At 58.7% G+C, this 21,928-nt stretch carries 10 protein-coding genes; 4 read left to right on the top strand and 6 right to left on the bottom strand.

Features of this window, described 5'->3' with window-relative positions; all coding sequences use genetic code 11:
* Window positions 1-382: 382 nt before the first annotated feature.
* The gene (locus tag IEW06_RS16680; protein WP_188548616.1) at window positions 383-1,789 is read left to right on the top strand and encodes a GH1 family beta-glucosidase; all 1,407 of its coding nucleotides are present in this window, start codon (window positions 383-385) and stop codon (window positions 1,787-1,789) included.
* Window positions 1,790-2,092: 303 nt separating this feature from the next.
* Window positions 2,093-3,640, top strand: coding sequence for a 3' terminal RNA ribose 2'-O-methyltransferase Hen1 (locus IEW06_RS20775; RefSeq protein ID WP_223284486.1), 1,548 nt, complete (start codon window positions 2,093-2,095; stop codon window positions 3,638-3,640).
* Window positions 3,641-3,658: 18 nt separating this feature from the next.
* Here the strand turns inward: IEW06_RS20775 and IEW06_RS16670 are convergent, their stop codons facing one another.
* The 3 genes from IEW06_RS16670 to IEW06_RS16660 form a co-directional block, all read right to left on the bottom strand.
* A complete protein-coding gene (locus IEW06_RS16670) occupies window positions 3,659-4,228 on the bottom strand; it encodes a hypothetical protein (protein WP_187731692.1) in 570 nt (189 codons plus the stop codon).
* A 44-nt stretch (window positions 4,229-4,272) separates the two neighbouring features.
* On the bottom strand, window positions 4,273-6,210 hold the full coding sequence (locus IEW06_RS16665) for a glycoside hydrolase family 97 protein (RefSeq protein ID WP_187731693.1): 1,938 nt from the start codon (window positions 6,208-6,210) through the stop codon (window positions 4,273-4,275).
* A gap of 103 nt (window positions 6,211-6,313) precedes the next feature.
* Entirely contained in the window at window positions 6,314-7,750 is a 1,437-nt protein-coding gene (locus IEW06_RS16660) for a putative sensor domain DACNV-containing protein (protein WP_229743153.1), read from the bottom strand.
* A gap of 37 nt (window positions 7,751-7,787) precedes the next feature.
* Between IEW06_RS16660 and IEW06_RS16655 the strand changes: the two genes are divergently transcribed.
* On the top strand, window positions 7,788-10,547 hold the full coding sequence (locus IEW06_RS16655; protein ID WP_187731695.1) for a polynucleotide kinase-phosphatase: 2,760 nt from the start codon (window positions 7,788-7,790) through the stop codon (window positions 10,545-10,547).
* Between the two features lie 666 nt (window positions 10,548-11,213).
* On the opposite strand, the gene IEW06_RS16650 is transcribed toward IEW06_RS16655, so the two are convergent.
* Complete coding sequence (locus tag IEW06_RS16650) at window positions 11,214-12,920, bottom strand: M28 family metallopeptidase (protein WP_187731696.1); 1,707 nt, start codon at window positions 12,918-12,920, stop codon at window positions 11,214-11,216.
* Window positions 12,921-13,313: 393 nt separating this feature from the next.
* Entirely contained in the window at window positions 13,314-14,555 is a 1,242-nt protein-coding gene (locus tag IEW06_RS16645) for a BamA/TamA family outer membrane protein (protein ID WP_188548614.1), read from the bottom strand.
* 577 nt (window positions 14,556-15,132) lie between these two features.
* On the opposite strand from IEW06_RS16645, the gene IEW06_RS16640 reads away from it, so the two are divergent.
* Window positions 15,133-21,129, top strand: a complete 5,997-nt coding sequence (locus tag IEW06_RS16640; protein WP_188548613.1) for a carboxypeptidase-like regulatory domain-containing protein — start codon at window positions 15,133-15,135, stop codon at window positions 21,127-21,129.
* Between the two features lie 135 nt (window positions 21,130-21,264).
* Here the strand turns inward: IEW06_RS16640 and IEW06_RS16635 are convergent, their stop codons facing one another.
* Window positions 21,265-21,927, bottom strand: coding sequence for an alpha/beta hydrolase (locus IEW06_RS16635; RefSeq protein WP_187731701.1), 663 nt, complete (start codon window positions 21,925-21,927; stop codon window positions 21,265-21,267).
* Window position 21,928 lies beyond the last annotated feature (1 nt).

The following is a 21,928-nucleotide window of genomic DNA, read 5'->3' as shown; positions in this document are numbered from 1 at the left end:
CATTTTTACTCATAGCCGGGAAGTTAAATGGCGCATAAACAGCCGATTTTACTTTTCATGTCCAGTAGTAAGGCTCAACCCAAATCTGCGACTTTAACTCATGGAAGGTAAGCGAGTGCGCTGCTTTTGTACCAACCGACCAGTGTTTTTGTGGCTGCAAACCATGCTAACAGAAGCCTTCAATAATGCACGCCTCGCTGATTACCTCAGTTTATAGAGTACAGAAAACCCTGTGGTAACGCTGAAAGTTGCTTTTCAATGAAAGCCACAGCTTGATCTTCTTGCCCCGCTTACCCGTATGCGTAGCCAAAAATAAGCAGATCAGGCTAGTCACTTCTCCTGATTCGAGCGTCGGTGCCTGCTGTCCTTAGTTACTGTCTGAATGCCTGCTTCTGCCGCTGCCTTGTCGGCCGCTTTCTTTCCCGAAAATGCCCCCCAGACCTATTCGCGCGCCGATTTTGGCCCTGATTTCCGGTGGGGCGTGGCGGCCGCGGCCTATCAGACCGAAGGCGCCTGGGACGCCGATGGCAAAGGGCCCAGCATCTGGGATGACTTCGTGCGGCGTCCCAAAAAAATTCGGGGCAACACCCACGCCCGGACAGCCACCGATTTCTACCACCGCTGGCCCACCGATCTGGATTTGATGCGGCATCTCCACATCCCCAACTTTCGGTTCTCGGTGGCGTGGTCGCGGGTGCTGCCCAGCGGTACGGGCGAGCTGAATACCAATGGGTTGGATTTTTATGACCGTTTGGTAGATGGCTGTCTGGAGCGCGGCATCACGCCCTGGCCTACGCTCTACCACTGGGATTTGCCCGCCGCCCTCCAGCAGCGCGGGGGGTGGACCAACCGCAGCATCGTGGGCTGGTTTGCCGATTATGCCCAGCACGTAGCCGCCCGCCTCGGCGACCGGGTGCAGCACTGGATGGTGCTGAATGAGCCGATGGTTTTTACGGGTGCCGGCCACATGATCGGCATTCACGCGCCCGGCGGCCGGGGGCTGGGGGGCTTTTTGTCGAGCACGCACCACGCCGCTTTGGCCCAGGCCGAAGGCGGACGGGCCCTGCGCGCCACACTCCCCGCCACCGCCCAGATTGGCACCACGTTTTCCTGCTCCTACCTCACGCCCTGGCGGCCCGCCCTGCTGCGCGACCAGCGCGCCACCGCTCGCGCCAATGCCATTCTCAACCGCCTGTTCGTGGAGCCAGCCCTCGGCCTGGGCTACCCGGTAACCGAAGCGCCCGTGCTCGGCTGGCTCAGCCGCTACATGAAACCCGGCGACGAGCAGCGCCTGCCCTTTGCCTTCGACTTCTGGGGCATCCAGAACTATACCCGCGAAGTGGTGCGCCATTCGCCCTATATACCGCTGGTGTGGGCCAAGCTGGTAGGCGCCGCCGAGCGCGGCGTGCCCCACACTACGATGGGCTGGGAGGTGTATCCCGAAAGCATCTATCACATGCTCAAGCAGTTCAGCGGCTACAAAAATGCCCCCCGCTTGCTCATTACCGAAAATGGCGCCGCCTTCCCCGACGAGCTCATCAACGGCCGCGTGCCCGACGCCGCCCGGCAAGCCTTTCTGCGCGCCTGCATAGCCCAGGTGCTGCGCGCCCAGCGCGAGGGCGTGCCCGTAGATGGCTATTTCGCCTGGTCGTTCACCGATAACTTCGAGTGGGCCGAGGGCTACCACCAACGCTTCGGCCTGGTCCGCGTGGACTACGACACCCAGCAGCGCACCATCAAAGACTCCGGCCACTGGTATGGCGACTTGCTGGGGGGCAAAACGGTATGAGTTGAGCTCTCTGACTCTGGCCTAAGGTAGCAGCAGAATACCCCTGAGAAGAGATTATGGCCTCTCGCTATTTGCTTTGCGGAATATAAGTGTGATAGTATAATGTGTTGACTATTAATTTATAAACAAATGTTTAATGGATGTTTTACTCAAATGTATATACAAATTGTTGTTAAGAATCCGCTCTGTATTCCCCTTGATTTCAGCCCTCCTGAAACCGGATTATCGATGACAGCCGGCTAGCGGTCTTGCCCCGGCCAAGTGTATCTTGGGGGGCATTTTGTGCCGGTTTAGCTTCTCCTTATGCTGCTCACTATTACTACCACTCACCAGCCCGCCACCGATCTGGGCTACCTGCTACACAAGAATCCGGCGCGCCTGCAATCGGTGGACATTGCCTACGGGCAGGCCCACATCTTTTATCCCGAAGCCACTGCGGAGCGGTGCACGGCTGCTCTACTGCTCGACATAGATCCGGTGGCGCTGGTGCGCAACCACCGCGGCTGGGCCGGCGAAGGCTTTGCTCTGGAGCAATACGTGAATGATAGGCCCTATGCTGCTTCCTCTTTTATGAGCACGGCCCTGGTTAAAGCCTTCAACACGGCCATGAACGGCACCTGCAAAGACCGCCCCGACCTGCCCGACACGCTTCTGCCCCTAGAAGCCACCGTAGCCGCCCTGCCTGCCGCCAACGCCAGCCAGCTCCAACGCCTTTTTGCCCCCCTGGGCTACGAAATCGAAACGGAAGCCCACCCGCTCGACCCCACCGTGCCGCAGTGGGGCGACAGCCGCTACTTCACGCTCCGCCTGCGCCACCCGGCCCTGCGTCTGCGCGATTTGCTGAGCCACCTCTACGTGCTCATCTCCGTCCTCGACAACGATAAGCACTACTACATCGGGCAGGCCGAGGCCGACAAACTCCTGCACCGCGGCGCCGACTGGCTGCCCCAGCACCCCGACCGCGAATTTATCACGCGCCGCTACCTGCGAAATCTGCGCGAGTATGTGGACCCCACGCTTGAACGGCTGCTGGCAGGGGAGGTTGACCTTACGATTACGACGGCCTCACCCCCTAGCCCCCTCTCCCAAAGAGAGGGGGAACTAGATTCTAGTATTTCTAGCTCTAGTTTAACTTCTGGCCTATCTGATCTAGAATTAGCTTTAAAAGCTAGTCCCCCCTCTCCTTGGGACTCTGCGCTTAAAGCAGATGCGGGGCTAGGGGGTGAGGCCGTCGTTGAACAAGCCGAGAAGCAAAGCCTCCACGACCACCGCCTCGACCGCGTAGCCGAAGAAATCCGACGCCTCGGAGCCAAGCGCGTGCTCGACTTGGGCTGCGGCGAAGGCAAGCTGGTACGTCGGCTGCTTAAAATTCCGCACGTGGAGCACATTCTGGGCATGGACGTGTCGCACCGCGAGCTGCAACGCGCCCACGAGCGCCTGCACATCCTAGAAATGCCCCCCAAGCAGCGCGAGCGACTCACGCTGGTGCAAGGCTCCCTGCTCTACCACGACCCGCGCCTCAGCGGCTACGACGCGGCGGCCGTCGTCGAAGTCATCGAGCACCTCGACGAAAACCGGCTGGCGGCGTTTGAGCAGGTGGTATTCGCCCGCGCCCGCCCTGGCGCCGTGCTCGTCACCACGCCCAACGCCGACTACAACCAGCGTTACGAAACCCTATCTGCCGGGGAGTTCCGTCACCAAGACCACCGCTTCGAGTGGACGCGGGCGCAGTTCGCGGCTTGGGCGGCGGGAGTTGCTGAGCGCCACGGCTACCGCGTGCGCGTGGAACCGCTAGGGCCGGAGGCGGAAGAAGTAGGGGCGCCTTCGCAGTTGGCGGTGTTTGAGCGGTAAATAATTTTTTACATGGAATTATGATGTTCCGTTAACTTGTAGATCAGACAGCTTATTTTTAGTAAGGTTAACATTGACTTCCCAATAATAACTTCCACCATCAAATACTGTTGAATAATCAGAATCGTATTTAAGTCTTGTATCTAGTGAGCCTCTTATCTTGTCAACAAGAGTATATTCATCCCAATGAAAATTGATATGTATTATCTTGTCTCCCTTTTTATTAACGAATCCTACATACTGTCTAAAATATTTATTTAAATTTTTATGAATTATCGGATTATCATCTGATTGATTCATGCGACTCCTATTTACGAACTGTAGTTTTCTTGATAAGATATATTCTGCCTCTTGTAACTCCTCTAATGTTGGTGTAAACCTTTTTAGAGAATCAATATCTGATACATGTAATAAAGTAAAAGGATATTTATAAGTGAAAATAGTTCCTCTGAAATTGTTACTCTTCACGCCTAATAGTGTAGTCTTACTAGTATCAAAAACTTCTATTGTTATTTTGTGATTAATTAATCTTGGTTTACAAGATGAAAATAAAAACAGTATGACCAGGGTTAAATGCTCGATTCTCATTATATAGATTTTTACTATTGAGTTGACTGCATAATAAGCTGCTCTCAATTCAACTCCAGCACAAATCCGCCGCGCGCCTTTACCGGCAGTGTGAGCGCCGTGCCCGTAAAGCTGCGGGTGCTGAAGTCGCGGTTGGTGGTGCCGTCGGTGATGAGGGTGCCGCCTTTGGTAGCGCCCAGCTTGGATAGGTCGAGGGTGATGGTGCGGTCGGTGGGGGTGCCGTTGATGCCGGCCACGTACCATTTGTTGTTGGCTTTGCGGGCCACCACGGCGTACTCGCCGGGAAAACCGTCCAGAAACTTCACGTCGTCCCAGCTGGGGGGCAAATTCCGCATAAAGTTCACCACGTAGGGCGGCTGCTTTTGCATGCCTTCCGGCACTTCCACGTAGTGCTGAATGCCCGATTGAAACAGCACCGAAAGCGCCAGCTCGAAGCCGTTGGTGGTAAGGCGGTTAACCTTTGGGATTTCGGAAAAGCAGACGGGCGTAAAATCCATGGGGCCCACGGCGTTGCGAGTGAAGGGCAGCATCGCGCAGTGCGTGGACTGATCATCGGCATCGGCCTGGGCGAAGGTCAGAAACTCGAAGCCGCGGACAGCTTCCATAGTCATCAGGTGGGGATAGGTGCGTGTCCAGCCGCGGGGGATGGTAGTGCCGTGAAAGTTCACCAACAGCTTAGCCTGGGCCGCATCGTCCAAGAGGTCCTGGTAGTAGCCCATCATCGACTGCCCGTCGCCGCCGAAGAAGTCGATTTTCACACCTTTGATACCCATTTGCTGCAAGCGGGCAAACTCCTTTTTGCGCGTTGCCGGGTCAAAAAGCACGTTTATGGGCGTCTGGGGGGCTTTATTCCAACTGCCGTTGGAGTTGTACCAAAGCAGCAGGTCCACGTTTTTGGTGCGGGCATAGGTGGCCAGCTCCGTCATTTTATCGTACCCGATTTGCTTGTCCCACAGGGCATCAATCAGGCAGTAGCGCCACTTCATGTCGGCCGCGTAATCGACGAAGCGCTTCTGCACATCATACACCGTGGCCTCGTCCTTCAGCAAAGCCCAGCTCCAGGAGGCCTTGCCCGGCTGGATAAAGGCGGTATCCTTGATTTTAGCGGGCGCACTCACGTCGGTCGTCAGCGTCGACTCGACGATAGTGCCCAGCGTGGAACCCACCACCAGCACGCGCCACGGCGTGCTCCACGGCAGCGTCGACTCGGGCGCGGTGCTCGCCGTGGGCGTGGTGCCTTCGCGCTCCTGGGCAAAGGCGATGCTGTACTCGCCGTCGGGCGAAAGATGGGCCAGGTGGGTGCCCCCATAGCTGCGGTCCATGCCCGCTTCCGTCAGCAACACCCAGTGCCCGGCCGCCTGAAACAGCGCCGGAAACGACCAGCCTTGCCCCAAACTCGATGGGGTGCCGGCCGCCAAGCCCAGCTTGTATTTTTCCTCGTAAGAAGGCTGGGTATTCGACCAGCCCGTTTGGGCTACCGCGTGCGGATGCAGCCAGCCTTTGGCTGCGGCTGGCAGCTTAAAAGTGGTCTTTTCGGCCAGAATCCGCTGTTTCTCCTTGGATTTGCCCCCCAGCGCATACCGAAATGCTACCCCGTCGTTCGACACCTGAAACACCACGCTGAGCGTGCGCCCTTGGCTGCCCAAAAACGCAATTTCGCGCCGATTGGCCTGGTAGCGGCAGGCCGAGCGCTTGTCATTGGTGAGGGTGTAGCTGTCGGAAACGGGAGTGGTTTTGCCCGCGCTGCTCAGCTTGAGATTCTGAGTTAAGTCAGCATCGGCCAGCTGCAAACCCAGGCGGGAAGGTCCGATCAGCTTCGTTTGTCGATAAGCCACCGAATACGTGGGCACGCCCTGGTCTGTGACGCTGACCGTGACTTGCACCGCGCCGTCGGGGCTGGTCACGAGAATGGGCTCGGGTGGGCCGGCCTGGGCCAGTATAGTTGTCAGGAATAGCACGAAACACAAGGAGGCTTTCAGCATAAATGCAAACAGATAGGGGAGGCAGAATGATAGCGCGCGGGCGTACCCGCCGGGCTAAGGTAAGGCGCCTTTACTGTCTGTTCAGCATACGCAGCATTTTGCCTCATCCTTCCCGGTGCACAATTGTGCTGGGCTGGGTCAGCTGTTTGCCAAGGTCGCTTTTAATATGAAGCGGCCTGCTTATTTTATCGCTTTTAATAAATTGTTGGACTTTGATATTTTCCCAGATAATTAATTTGTCCTCTACTCTCGTAATGGCGCGAATATCCCCGTCCTGAGAAATAACAAAGCCCAAGCTGCCATTATTATTCCAGCAGTAAGAAAACATAGAGCAGTGCCGGGTGCCAAATTGATTAGAACTTACGGCCGTTATTTTGTCGTCGCTCACCGTGGCGCTTTTGGCCACATACACATACGGCGGCATGGGCTTAGACCGAATAACGGTGCCGAAACCTTTAACTTTTAAATCAGTGGTGAGCACGACTAAGCCATCAATACAGGAAAGGGAAGAAATAAACCGGATAGCGCCTTTTATTTCATCACTCGTCTCATTTTTTTGCGCTTCTGATACGTTTTCGCTTACGTACAACGATACCGGAAGTAAATTTTTCTCATCTCTTGAGAACTGATCGGCTATGGCATTTGAGTATTTATAATGCGAGATATTTAGCTGAATATAATTTACAATTGCCTTAAATAATCGGTCGTATGATAGTTCGTGCTTCACAATTAAACCGGCTTTTTTATAGGGTGTCATCAAAAAAGCCCCCCCGTGATGATAATTCTGGCTTTTAAGTAGAATGCGAGATAATGATTGAATAATAGATGTTTCTATGTACTCGTCCCAGTCCTTGGGATCTTCATCTTTATAATATTTATTAATATAACTCCGTATGGCCTTTTTGTAAGGCTCAGAAAACGACTTTAATATTTTATTGACGGTTCCTTTTCTGAAAACATCGACATAATTACTGATCAGCGTATTCTGTTTTAAGGTGGCAATCAGCTCATAATCGAGCATTACATGAATGCTTCCGATGTCGGATATGGAAGTCTGGAAAAAACCAGGCTGCTCGGAGCCTGACTCGGTTTCGTAGTTGAGAAAGTCTTGGTAGTGAACCGCTTGGTCAATCATTCCCCAGATATACAGCTCATTATTGGCGTCGTAGTACACGGCCAGCGACGAGCTCCAGGGGTCGGCTGCTTTCGACAGCTTCACGATGTTCTTGACGGTGAAGGGAATGCGCTTGCGGAAGTGGATATAATTCCAGCGGTCGGCCACGATGCGTTCCGGCGGGCTGGGGTCGGGGTCTGCAGGGTCGATAAAGGTGACCGTGACCTTAATCAGCTGGCCTTCTTCTGTTTTGAGGCTGGTAAAAAACAGGTTTTCGAACAGATGAGTTAATATGCTCTCGCTGGGCTGCGGATAATTCGTCTTCGCTAGCTTCTTGTATACAAGCCTGGCCAAATCATGATAAGTGGAGTTTAAATGTGCCATCGTATCGTGCCGAATAAGCCAGAAACCCGTTAACGTTGCCAAGTAAGCTATTCCTTAAATATACGCCCGCTTTTTCCTTATGGCTCTGACTACCCTAAAACTTCCCGAACTCTCGCTGGTCCTGCTCATGGGTACGTCGGGGGCGGGGAAGAGTACGTTTGCGCGTCGCCTGTTTCGGGCCACCGAAATTGTGTCTTCTGACTACTGCCGGGCGCTGGTAGCCGACGATGAAAACGACCAGTCGGCCACGCCCGACGCGTTTGCCTTGCTCCAATACCTGGTGGGTGTGCGCCTGAAGCGCGGCCTGCTGACGGTAGTTGATGCAACCAACGTGCAGCCCGAAGCCCGCAAAGTGCTCGTGCAGCTGGCCCGCGACTACCACGTGCTGCCCACCGCCATTATCCTCGACGTGCCCGACCGCGTAGCCGAGGACCGCAACCAAAACCGTCCCGAGCGGCGCCACATGCCCCGCCACGTGGTGCCTCAGCAGCGCCAGCAGCTGCGCCGCAGCCTCAAAACGCTCAAGCAGGAAGGCTTCCGGCATATTTTCCATCTGCACGGGCCCGAGGAAATAAACGCCGTGCAAGTCATCCAGCGTGACCCGCTTTACAGCAACCGCAAGCACGAAACTGGCCCCTTCGACATCATTGGCGACGTGCACGGCTGCTACGACGAGCTGGTGCAGCTGCTCGGTAAGCTGGGCTATGCGGTGGAAGAGGAGCCGGTAGTGGATGTGCGCGATTTAGGCGTGCGGGTGACGCGCCGCGCTGAGGTGGCAGGTGGTAGAGACGCAATATCTTGCGTCTCGTCGTTGAACGACTCGTTGCAGAACAAATCAGATCAAGTCATCCAACCTAACAACATCAGCAACGACGAGACGCAAAATATTGCGTCTCTACAACCGTACAAAGGAGCAGCCGAGCGCCGGGTTATATTTCTAGGCGACCTAGTAGACCGTGGCCCAGCTTCGCCGCAGGTACTGCGCCTCGTCATGCGCATGGTGCAGGATGGCTTAGCCTTATGCGTGCCCGGCAACCACGATATTAAGCTGCTGCGGCATCTGGGGGGCAAAAATGTGAATGTGCAGCACGGTTTCGCCGAAACGCTGGAGCAACTCGCTGCCGAATCAGATACGTTCAAGAGCCAGGTGCGGCAGTTTCTGGATGGGCTGGTGAGTCACTATGTGTTGGATGACGGCCGCCTGGTGGTGGCTCACGCGGGCATGCGCGAAGACATGCAGGGCCGCGGTTCGGGCGCCGTGCGGGCGTTTGCTTTGTTCGGAGAAACGACCGGCGAGATAGACGAATTCGGCTTGCCCGTACGCTACAACTGGGCCTCTGAGTATCGGGGCCGGGCCATGGTGGTGTACGGCCACACGCCCGTGCCTGAAGCCGAGTGGCTGAATAACACTATTGACATTGATACGGGCTGCGTGTTTGGCGGTCAGCTTACGGCCCTGCGCTACCCCGAGCGGGAACTGGTAGCCGTGCCCGCGGCCCGCGTGTACTGCGAGCCGGTGCGCCCGCTGAACTACCGCGCGCTTCAGCTCTTGGAGGCCACCCAAACCGACCTCTCCGCCCAACAGCAGCACGACGACCTGCTCGACATCCGCGACGTGACCGGCAAGCAAATCATTCGGCCGCGCCTGCTGCCTTCGGTTACCATTCGGGAGGAAAACGCCATTGCGGCCCTTGAGGTGATGAGCCGGTTTGCTCTTAATCCCAAGTGGCTGCTGTATTTGCCCCCCACCATGTCGCCCACCGAAACCTCGCCGCTGCCCGACCTGCTGGAGCATCCCGCCGAGGCCTTCGACTACTTCCGCCGCCAGGGTGTAGAGCGCGTGGTGTGCGAGGAAAAGCACATGGGCAGCCGCGTAGTGGTAGTATTGGCCCGCGACGAGGACATCGCGCGCCGCCGCTTCGGCATAGTAGGCGAGGGGCCGGGCAAATGCTACACCCGCACCGGCCGCAACTTCTTCACTGACCCAACTCTGGAAGCCGCCTTCCTCACCCGCCTGCAAGACGCCCTGCTGGGGGGTAATTTTTGGGAGAAATTCCAAACGGACTGGCTCTGCCTCGATGCCGAGCTGCTGCCGTGGTCGGCCAAGGCGCAGGAACTGATCAAGAACCAGTACGCCGCTGTAGCCGCTGCCGCTGACGCGGCCCTGCCCTTGGCCGAAGCCACGCTAACCCAAGCCGCTACCCGCGGCCTCGACGGCGTGGAAGCCCTGCTGGCCCGCACCTCGGCCCGCCACACCGCCGCCACCCACTACGCCGAAGCCTACCGCCGCTACTGCTGGCCAGTCGAAAGTCTGGGCGATTTGCGCCTGGCTCCCTTCCACCTGCTGGCTACCGAGGGCCGCACCTACTTCGATAAAGACCACGCCTGGCACATGGAAACTCTGCGCGCCCTCAGCCTCCAGGACCCCGGCCTGCTCCGCGCCACCACCTACCACGTAGTAAATCTGCAAGACCCCGCCGCCGTAGAAGCCGCCACCCAGTGGTGGACCGACCTCACCGAAGCCGGCGGCGAAGGCATGGTCGTGAAGCCCTACGATTTTATTCCTGCCACCAAAAAAGGCATCCTCCAGCCCGCCCTCAAGTGCCGCGGCCGCGAGTATCTGCGCATCATCTACGGCCCCGACTACCTGCTGCCCGGCAACCTGGAGCGCCTGAAGGAGCGGGCCGTAAAAGCCAAGCGCAATCTGGCTCTGCGCGAGTTTGCCCTCGGCGTGGAAGGCCTGGAACGCTTCGTAGCCGGCGCCCCGCTGCGGGAGGTGCACCAGTGTGTGTTTGGTGTGTTGGCGTTGGAAAGTGAGGCTGTAGACCCGCGGCTTTAATTCAGCACGGTCATACTTGCTTGCGGCGTTGGTGTGGCCCGACTGCAATTGAATTATAGAACTAACCGTGTAGGATTTATTGTAAATAAATCCTGTCTCGTATTACAAACGCCGTATCAGTTCCTTTGTGGGTAGAAGTATAATCAATCTTAAAAGCACACCGCCAGATCAAAGATTGATTGTGTGTATACTGAGTATTCGGCTTTGGTTGGATGGTAAAATAACAAGTATCGAACTTTAATTCTGATTGAATTACCACTATATCAGGATCGTCTTCAAGTTGGAAATTAGTATGTAGGTAACTACTGATTCCGTTTCTCTTCGCTATTCTATAAAATGCATCAGAACCCATATATACTTTCCTTCTGTAGGGTTTCTGCTCAGCTATTGAAATGGTGTCTGGATTAGAGCCATAGAGACGAGGGCTTTCAAGATGGATAAACTCGTGGACTTTATCGTCTGAAGACTTTTCTATAATAGGGCTATCTATCGGCTCTTCCCTAGACTTATCGGAGCATGATGTTACTATAGCTAAAACGATAGTTGAGGCTACAAATGAAAATGGTTTGATCATGTTTGCTGCTCTTCGAAAGTGACTTTGACGTTGGTGGCTTAGCTGGATAATTTCATCAGTTGCTGAAGTTGCAATGCTGTTGGCTGACGATTTTACTGCCCACTCATACTCTTATCACGCGCTCCTTTAAACTCCGAACCAGCTTTCCACTGTGGAAAGGTCGTTTCACTAGCCAAGCGCTGACCTACGCGGAAGTAGAGCTGGGCGTCCTGAGTGATGCCGGATAGGTCCCATTTGGGGTCGAACTGGTCGGCGGGCTTGTGGTACATGTTAGTGGTGTAGTTCTGGCGCTGCTCAGAGATGTATTCCTTGCCGCGGGTGCGGCTCTCGAAGCCACCGCTGGCGTAGAGCGAGGGCACGCCCACGTGGGCGAAGCTGAAGTGGTCGGAGCGGTAGAACATGCCGGTTTCGGGTGTCTGGTCGGGGAGGATATAGCGGTCCTGCTCCTTGGCGGCGGCGCGGGCGTACTCCTCCAACTCTGATTGGCCGTAGCCAATGACGGTGAGGTCCTTCATCTTGCCGTAGGGCCAGAGCATGTCCATGTTCAGGTCGGCCACGGTCTTGTTGAGCGGAAACACCGGGTGCTGGGCGTAGTAAGCCGAGCCCAGCAGGCCCTGCTCTTCGCCCGTCACGGCCAGGAACACGATGCTACGGGCAGGCTTCTGGGGGGCTTTTTGGAAGGCTTCGGCAATGCTCAGCAGGGCAGCCAGACCAGTGCCGTCGTCCACGGCGCCGTTGTAGATGGAGTCGCCGGCAATAGCTTTGCCTACGCCAAAGTGGTCCCAGTGAGCCGAGTAGATGATATACTCATTGGGGCGGGTAGTGCCGGGTATCACCGCCAGCACGTTGCGACTGGTCTGACGGCGCAGCTTGTTCTGGATGCTGGCCGTGACGGTGAGGCCCGCAAGCGGGCGAGGCCGGAAGCCTTTCTGATTGGCAGCGGCGTAAAGTTGGTCGTAGTTCTGGCCGGCGGCCTGGAAGAGTCGCTTGGCCGCATCGAGCGTCAGCCAGCCTTCGATGGCGCACTTGCTGGCGCCTTTGTCAGGGGTTTGGGCGCGCAGCTTGGGGCTGATGGCCCCGCTCAGCACCACCGACCAGGGGTAAGCGGCCGGCTTGGTGTCGTGCACGATGAGTACGCCAGCGGCGCCTTGGCGGGCGGCTTCCTCGTATTTGTAAGTCCAGCGGCCGTAATAAGTCATGGCCTTGCCCTTAAACAAGGTGGTGTCGGTGCCCGCGTTGCCGGGGTCGTTTACCAGTACTACTACCGTTTTGCCTTTCACATCGAGGCCGGCGTAGTCGTTCCAGCCGTACTCGGGTGCCACCACGCCGTAGCCGGCAAATACCAGCGGCGAATTGGTAACGGCCACCTGGGGCTGCTCGCGCTGTGTGAAGGCTACAAAATCGGTCTTGTATTGCAGATTCAGGCTTTTACCGTTGCCCTTGATCTGCATGGTCGCGGCCGGGGTGCCGGTTATTTCTACCAGCGGCACAGATTGAAAGTAGCCGCCATCCGGGCCAGGCTTGAGACCGAGCTGCTTGAATTGGTCCGCGAGGTACTTAGTGCTGCGCTCCTCGCCCACGGTAAACGGCTTGCGGCCCATCATCTCATCCGATGACACTGCCTGCAAGTACTTGCTGATGCTAGCCGAACTGATGGTATCTGTAGAAGCAGCGGTTTCGGTAGCGGAAGCTGCTGGCTGGGTTGCTTCCGTGGTGTTGGAGCTGGATTGCGACTGGCAGCCGGCCAGGGCCAGGCCTAGCAGCCCGGCCGCGGCAACAGAACGAGTAGTGTGTAGCATGTGAGTATAATGCGTTATGGCTCGGTGACAAGTGTCGTAGCTGAAATATGGAAGTAATATTTAGCTACTCAATAGTAGCGGATATTTTGCTTATTCAATTCTCATCCACGACCGAAGAAATTGCCCTCATGAACAACTTCATGTAAGTAGGCCCAACCGGGAGTTTCTGCTACAAATCCGCCGGGGCGAGTTTGAGTATGAGACGCTAGTAGCGGAAGCCGAGGCGCTGGTGACGCGGGTAGAAGCTGCGTTTGCCGCCTCTACTTTGCCGGAGGCGCCAAACAGACAAGCCGCTGAGCAACTGCTGATTCGGGTGCGACGGGAGTTTTACGCGGCAGCAAGCGGGTAAGGGCAGCCCAGCCCCAAGCAGCTAGCCCAGCACTAGCGACCGGCTTAAAATGCCTCCGCCACGTTGATATAGAAATTGCCCCCCGCGTCGCCGAAGGCCGCGTCGAAGCGCAAGTTCAGGTTTTCGGCCTTCACAAGCTTGAAGCGCAGGCCCGCGCCCGCGGCCGGATGCAGGCCATTGAAATCGAAATCGCGCAGGCGCGAGGCCACCCTGCCGGCGCTGACGAAGCCCACCACTCCAAAGCGGCTGGTGAGCGGCAGGCGATATTCAACCTGGGCGGCGGCGTAGTTGCGGTCGAGGTAGCGCCCTTCGTAGTAGCCGCGCATCAGCCCACCGCCCCCCAAGGCCCCGTGTTCCAGCAGCGGCACGTTGCCGCCAGTCAGGTAACCGAACACCTGATAGGCCAGCACGTGCTGGCGGTTACCCGCAATCTGAAAATACTGCCGCACGTCGATTTTGGTCAGCTCATAGCGAAATTGCCCCCCGAGTTGTTGGCCGTACCAGCCGTGGGTGATTTCGGCTAATATACCCCGCTGGGCATTCAGCACGTTGTCGCGCGTGTCGTAGGTCAGGGCCGTTTCCAAGCCCGTGCTCACGGCGCCGAGCGCGCCGGTTTCTCGCGGCTGGCCGGCGGCGTCGAGCAGGAGGCTTTGCGGAGCCAACTGCACGTCGCTCGTCCGCACGTGGCGCACGCCGCCGCCCACAAACAGCTTTCCCACGATCCGCCGCAATAGTAGCGGCTCAATTACCGTGTAGCGGTAGTCGTAAATCTCCTCGTTGGAGCTGGGCGTGTTGTTGCCCACGCCGTAGAAGAGCTGCGGAAAGCTGGAATGCCGCAGGTTGCCGCGCAGCAGGTAGTTTTCGTGGTTGAAAAAAACCGTGTAACCCGAATACAGGATGTACTGCTTATTGAGCGTGTACTGAAACGACACCGGAATGTTGGAGGTCCGGGTATCGGTACTGGCGCCTCTGGGCTTGAAGAGAAATTTGGCCCCCAGGCCCGCGCCCCAGCTGGTTTCGGGGGCATAGGAGATGATGGGGGCCAGCACCAGCCGGGTTGGGTAGGCGCCGCGCTGCGCCACCGCCTGCCGGTTGATGTCGAACTCGAACACATCGAGCACGCGGTCGAGAAACGAGCGGCTGGTATCAGCCGGGGCTGTCTGTCCGCCCGCCGTGCTGCTGCGTAGCGAGTCGGCCGGTAGCTGCTGGGCCGCCGCCGGAAAAGTGGCTAGTGTGCTTCCGGCTGCCAGCAAAACCGCCAGGAGTGCGCCCCCATATACTTTCATATATCTAGTTAACCTGATTTACCACGAAGGTAGGGTGAAGGGAAATTCAGAGCCGAGCTTGGCTTGCAACGCTGGCTACCATCGGGGGGCGAACTGCGGGGTCTGGTCAAGGCAGAAGCCGCCAAGCTGGACCAAGCTAATTTTTCCGGGGATAACCAAGCGGCGTTTTTCTGCCTTACGGATAAACTGAACTGTGTAGTCGGAACAGCAGTGAATAAGCTACACGGCCGCCCGGTGCGCTCTGGCCAACGTGCCTCACCTCCCCGACGTAGCGGTAGCTGAGGCCCTGGTAACGCAAGTGTAAGCGGCCTTTGCCTCCCTTTGCCGGAGGCGCCCAACAAACAAGCCGCCGAGCAGCGGCTGACTTAAGTGCGGCGGGAGTTTTATGCGGGAGTAAGCCGGTAGCCAAGTGGCCTAGTGGTGTCACGACTTTTTCGGTCGTGGTACCACTCAGATGTTTCTGAAAATAATTTTCGCGGCGCGTGTGGAAAAAAGCCCCCCAGGGCATCATCCTCCCGTCGGCCGGCGGATAGCTTGGGCCCGACCAGTTTTCTGGCCTTTCCAACCTGCCTCGCCTATGCCCCGACACCTACGCCTCGTCTTTGTATTGCTGTATTTGTTGAGCTGGCAGGTGGCCGCGGCCCAGCAGCGCCTGGCTCAGGGCCGGCAGCGCAGCTACTACACCAAAGTCTTCCGCCTCACCGACGCTAAAACGCTGCTGCTGTACCAGAAAGGTTTGAGCGCGGCCAAGGCCAGCTTTTTCATCCAGCCTGTCGACTCATTTCCGACGGACAGCCTCCGCCAGTGGCGTCGTCCGCTGCCAGTGGGCTACTACCTGGTGGCCCACACCGAGGGGCCGCGCCTGGTGTACTGGCTGCGCTCCGTGACTGACCGCGAGGTAGTGGTGCTGGACAATCAGGTGGATCTGGCTCTGGTGGTGCGCGATACGACCGGCCAGTTGCTCGACGGCCGGGCCCAGGTGCGTATAGGCGGGCGCGAAGTGCCATTTGATGCCGCTACGCAGAGCTTCCGCAAGGCGCGGGGCGGGCGCGGCGGCATTGTGGCCGTCACGCAGGGTGGGCGCACGACCTATCATCTGCTCACCCGAACGTTTCCCTCCAAAATGCCCTTCACGGCCCGCAGCGTAGCTAATCGGGTGGTGTTTGGGTTTCCGCTGGGATACCTCACGGGCCCCGTACGCAACTTTGTGCGCGGCCTCCGGCACTTCAGCTACACGACTACTGGGCTGGTGGGCTTGGTGCGGTCGGTGTTTAGCGAAGACGTGCGCGAGGAGCGTCAAAATCAGCGCGAGCAGCGGCGAGAGCAGACCTGGACGCACTACCTGGTATTTAGCAAGCCCCGCTACCGGCCCCAGGGCGACACCCTGCGGCTGAAGGCGCGGGTGACCCGGCGCGACGGCGGCCGGCTCTGCACCGCTCCGCTCACGCTGTGGCTCACCAATAATGGTAAGGATAGAAAGATAGCCGTGCTCCGCGCAGAGCGGCCTGGTTCTTACGTCTTTGAGTTGCCGCTGACCGATACGCTGGGCCTGCAAAGCAGCCGCCCCGTGTACGTGCGCCTCGACAATTCTCATGATGTGACCCTGGCCAGCGGGGAGTTTCAGCTGGAAGATTATGAGCTGAAAAACACCCGCTACACCCTGCGCGTGGCCGAAACCGAGCAGCGCCGGGGCACGCCCCAGGCTTTGTTTCTGCGCGGCACCGATGCCAATGAGTTGAACCTGCTGGATGCGCGGGTGCAGGTGGCGGTGGTGCCCACGCAGGTTACGCGCCTGGCCTCGCCCGTGGTGTTTGTGCCCGACACGCTCTGGACGTATGCTCAATCCCTTGATCCTGTTGGCGAAACCCGCCTGAATTTGCCCCCCAGTCAGCTGCCCGCCGCCGAGTTGCGCTACCGCGTAGAAGCCACCTTCCTCAACTCCGACAACGAGCGCCACGCCGAGCAGGCCCAGGTTACCTACCGCCTCGACCCCGGTCAGCTGACCGTGCAGCTCCACAACGACTCCGTGCAGCTGCGCTTTCAGCAAGCCGGCAAAAATGCCCCCCAGACCGCCACGCTGGAGATTTGGCCCCCGGATTCCGTTCTACAGAAACCTCTGTTTCGCGGCCCCGTGCAGCTGCCGCTGGATTTGCCGGTGCTGCCCCAGGCCGCCCGTTATGTGCTGCGCGATGCCGCCGGCCGCACCGCCGAGCTGCGCCTGACGCCCGCCAACGCCGCCCTGTCCCTGCGCTCCGACCGCACCCACGACTCTATTTTTGTAGAAATGGAAAATCCCCACCGACTGGCGTTCTGGTACTTCGTGTATCGGGGTAATGAGCTGGTGCGCCGGGGCTATGGCCGGGAGCTGAAAATGGCCGAGCGGGCCAGCAGTCCCGAGCCGTGGTTTGCCTCGGTGCAGTACGAGTGGGGCGGGGAGATGCGCACCGATGAATACAGTATCCCATTGAATCAAAGCCAGTTGCAGGTTCGCGCCGAGCAGCCTGCCGTGGCCTATCCTGGCCAGCGCATCCGCCTGACGTACCACGTTACCGATGGCGCGGGCGCGCCGGTGCCCAATGCCGACCTCACTTCCTATGCCTACACCAGCAAGTTCCGGCAGCCCGAGGCCCCCGAGCTGCCCAGCATTGAGCCACCTACGGTGGGCCGAAGGGCCGGGCGGCGGTTTCGGCTGGCGGAGCAGTTTGACAACAAACCCGAGCAAACCAGCCAGCAACTACTCGATTGGGCGCAGTGGCGCAGGCAGTTGGGGCTCGATTCGCTGGTGTTTTATCAATTTCTGTATCCTGATTTCGGCGTATTTGGCGAATACCGCCCCGCGCCGGGCGGCATCACGCAGGTGGCACCCTTTGTAGTCGATTCGGGCCGAGTGCAGCCGGCGGCAGCCGTATATCTGGATGGTGTGCCGATTTACATTCGCGCCATCAACCACACCGAGCCCTACGCCCTGGTAGCCGACAGTGGCTACCACACCCTGGCCGTTCGCACCGCTACTCGCCTCATCACTTTGCGCGGCGTGTACCTGCGGCCCCTGCACAAGCTCACCGTCAGCCTCGACCTGAACTACCCGCGCCCCGATATGACGGTGGAAGAGCGCCCCGCCACTTTCACTCCCCTTGAGCAAACCGAGCTGAACCGACGTTTGCTGCCCGTGAGCGTCACCAATTTGCCCCCCGGCGTGTTGCCCACGCTCCGGCAAGGTGCCCGTTTGCAGGTACTTACGTATCAGCATCGTTCCCAGCAGGACTATCGAAATGCGGTGTGGATGGGCGGGCCGTTTCGGGCCGACTCGGTGCTGTACCGGGAGGGGAGCGGGCTGCGGCAGAAATTTCTGTTTGAGCCTGCTTACCGCTACGCCTTCGCGCCGGGTCTGCTCAAGCAAACCAGCACACCGCCCTATCGCTTCGAGGGCCTGACTCGCTACAGCTCCGCCGATTCGCTGCCGTTGCGCGGCTTTGCCTACACCGAAGCCGCCGTGCGCAAGCTCCAGGAGCAGCTCAGCTTCCAGCCAACCACCCGCGCCTGGACCTTCGTGCAGCTCGATGACACCGTGCAGACCCGCGCCGGGCAGGGCCGCCTGGTGCTGTGGGCGCCACCTACGAATGCTGATATGAAACCGCAAACGCCCGTGCCCGCTGTTTTATACACCTTAATTACCCAGCAGAGCCAGCCAAAGTTTGGTCGGCTGTTGCGTGGGCTAATGCCTGTACAAGGCCTGAAGCCCGGCAAATACCGCGTGGCCGTGCTGCTGGCCGACAGCACCTGTCTGGTGCCCGCCGATGTAAACGTCCGGGCCGGCGGTACTACCTACGTGCAGCTTCAGCACTCGCATCGGCAGCCAAAAGGTCCTGCGAGCCAGCGTGTGAGGCGTTTTATTGAGATGCGCACCATCCGTTCGACGGCGGCGACTGAACAGCCGGCCGTGCGCACCTACCAAATCCGGGAAACGACGGCGGCGGAGCGGCGGGGATGGCCGCTGGTGCGGGGGCGGGTGCTCGATAAAAGTTCGGGCGAAGGTCTGCCGGGCGTCACGGTGCTGGTAAAAGGCACCAGCGTAGGAGTGTCCAGCAACGCCGATGGCAGCTTTGAGCTAAACGTGCCCTACGGTGGTACACTGGTTTTCTCTTTTATTGGCTACCTCACAGTGGAGCGCGTGGTGATTGGGCGGGAGCTGGAGGTCAGCTTAAGCGCTGATACCAAGCAGCTTTCGGAGGTGGTTGTGACAGGTTTAGGTAGCCAAAGTCTACAGGGCCGAGTGGCTGGAGTAACTATAACCAACAGTGCATCAGGTGTAAGCAGCAATATCATCAGGATTCGAGGCAACGCTAGCTTATCCATGACAAACCAACCGCTCTACATCGTGGATGGAGTGCCTTTCAATGGCCGGGTGGAAGATATCGACCCCGCTTCCATTCTTTCTACTACCGTACTCAAGGGCGCGCAAGCCGAGGCAATCTATGGCGCTAAAGCCGCGGGTGGAGTAGTTATCATCAAAACCAAAGCCACCAAAACGCCCCGTTCCCTAACCGACCCCACGGCCCCAGCCGACGCCGACAACACCCAACCCGACGGCCGCGACCCGCGCCTAGCCCTGCGCCGCCGCTTCTCCGACGTAGGCTGGTGGCGCCCCAACCTGCTCACCGATGCCCGCGGCCAAGCCACCACCGAAGCCATCCTGCCCGACGACGTAACCGGCTGGGACACCTTCGTACTAGGCTCCGATAACCACGGCCGCACCGGCAGCGCCACCGCCAGCCTGCGCTCCTTCAAAGGCCTGCTTGGCGAGCTGGCCGTGCCCCGCTTCCTGGTGGCCGGCGACAAGGCCCAGGTGCTAGGCAAAACCCTCAACTACCTCCCCGACACGGCCCAGGTCACGACAACCTTCCGGGTGGGCGCCACCGTGGCCCGCACCGCGCGCCATCAGGTTATCACGTCGGCCCTGGATACGCTTACCGTCACGGCGCCCGCCAAGGCTGATTCCCTGCAAGTTACCTTCAGCCTGCAAAAGCCGGATGGCTACGCCGATGGCGAAGTGCGCACCGTGCCCGTGCTGCCAGCCGGTACCCGCGAGCGGGTCGGCACCTTCGCCGTGCTCACCGCTGCCGATACTACTTTGCAATTGACTTTCGACCCCAAGCTGGGCGAAACCACCGTTCGTCTGGAAAGCGACCTGCTGCCCTTGTTGCTGGAGGAAATTCGCCACGTGCAGCAGTACGCCTACCTCTGCAACGAGCAGGCGGCCTCCAAACTCAAAGCCCTGTTGCTGGAACAGCGCATCCGCGAGTTTCTGCAACAGCCTTTCACCCACGCCAAGGACGTAAACCAGCTGATTCGGCGGCTGCGGCAGGGACAGCAGAAGCCGGGCCTGTGGGGCACCTGGCCGACTTCGCCCATCAGCGCCTGGGCCACGCTGCACGTGCTGGAAGCGCTGTTAGAGGCTGAAAAACAAGGCTACAAAGTGCAGCTCGACCGCAACGACGTGCAGATCTATCTGCTTAAGCAGCTGGACCTGAGCTTTGCCGAAAAACGAAATGCAGCCTTCGTGGGGGGCTTTTTTGGCACGCCCGACGACCGGTTGCGCCTCTTGCAGATTCTGCACCGCCTGGGCGTCCAAACCGACTACGCCACCTACATCATCCGCCTGGAGCGCGGCCGGCAGCAACTGGATACGTATCTGGCGCTCACGAATCTGCGTCAGGAGCTGAAGCTGCCATATCAGCTGGATAGTCTGCGGCGCCACCGCTTTACCACCCAGCTCGGGGGGGCTTTTTATGAGGATGCCCTGCGGGCGAGTGCTTACTACCGTTATCTGCTGAATAGAAGAATAGGAACTACCCTGCTGGCCTACCGCGTGCTGCGGGCCGCCGGTGGGGGAGGGGAGGAGCTGGCGCGTATCCGCACGTTTCTGCTGAATCAGCGGCGCGTGGGGCACTGGGCCAGCACCTACGAGGCCGCCCAGATTCTGGAAACCATCGGCCCCGACTTGTTTGCGCCCGGTCGGGCTACGGTGGCGCGGGTGCAACTCAGCGGCGCGCTCCAGCAGGAAGTGACGCAATTTCCATTTGAGGCCAAAATGCCCCCCAGCGCCGGTTTGCTCACGTTGCGCAAGGAAGGGTTGCTGCCTGTGTACGCTACCGCCTACCAAACTTTCCAGAACCCCCAGCCCGCCGCCGTGGCCGCGCCCTTCCGCGTGACGACTACGCTAGCCGGGCAAACAGGCGCTCAGGTGAAGCTCAAGGCTGGGCAGCCCGCGGAGTTGCTGGTGACGGTAGAGGTGGCCGCCGAAGCGCGCTACGTGCTGCTGGAGGTGCCCATCCCGGCCGGCTGCTCCTACGGCGACAACAAGCCGGGCAATTCCTTCGAGGTGCATCGGGAGTACCTGCGCCACCAAACCGGCATCTTCATCGACGTGCTGCCCGTGGGACGCCATACCTTCCGTATTGCCCTGCAACCGCGCTTTCGGGGTCAATATACCCTGAACCCTGCCCGCGCCGAACTGATGTATTTTCCCACTCGCTTCGGCCGCTCAGCCAGCAAGCAGACCACAATCAACTAGGCATAGACAGTAATCATTACTCTAATAACCATCGGCTCTGAATGAAGAAAGGCCCAGAATTAATTCTGGGCCTTTCTTCATTCAAGGCTTGATAGCAAGCTGTGTATTATGCAGCAAGTCAGAGGTTTGAAAAACTTAAGCACTATGCCAAAAATGCTGCTGATACCAAGCGGCAGCTTGCGCTACATCCTGGGGCGTGAGGTTGTGGCCGGCGGGCGCGTCGTATCGGGTGAGCGCAAAGCCCCGATTGGTAAGCAGGCTCGCGTAGCGCTCCGTGGCCGCGGGGTCAACGGTCGGGTCGCGCTGGCCGGGGGCGAAGAATACGGGCACCGGATTCCGGGGGGCTTTTTGGTCGTCGTTGTTCGCCATGGGAGCGGCGGGTACTTCGCTCAACGGTTGCATGGGACGCAGCAGGGCTGCGCCGGCCAACAGCTCAGGGTAGAGCAGCAAGACGCTGCCAATGAGGTTGGCGCCGTTCGAATAACCCAGCGCCACCAGGTTCTGTAAGTCGAACTCCTTTTGGGGGGCAATTTTGCGCAGGAATTCCACCAGCTCATGCGTCCGGAACCGAACGTCGTCCTCGTCGAACACGCCCATACCCAGGCGGCGAAAGAAGCGTGGCATACCATTCTCCAGCACGTTGCCCCGCACGCTCAGCACGTTGAAGTCGGAGCCGAGCTGGCCCGCAATGGGCAACAGATCCCGCTCGTCGCCGCCGGTGCCGTGGAGCAGCAGCAAGGTTCGGGCGCCTGGCTGCTCGGCAGGGCGGTAGATATAGGTAAGAGGCTGATAGTCCATA

It is taken from the genome of Hymenobacter qilianensis, assembly GCF_014638675.1.
GTDB lineage: Bacteria > Bacteroidota > Bacteroidia > Cytophagales > Hymenobacteraceae > Hymenobacter > Hymenobacter qilianensis.
Note: the sequence above shows the minus strand (reverse complement) of the source record. Positions and strands in the feature narration are given on the sequence as shown.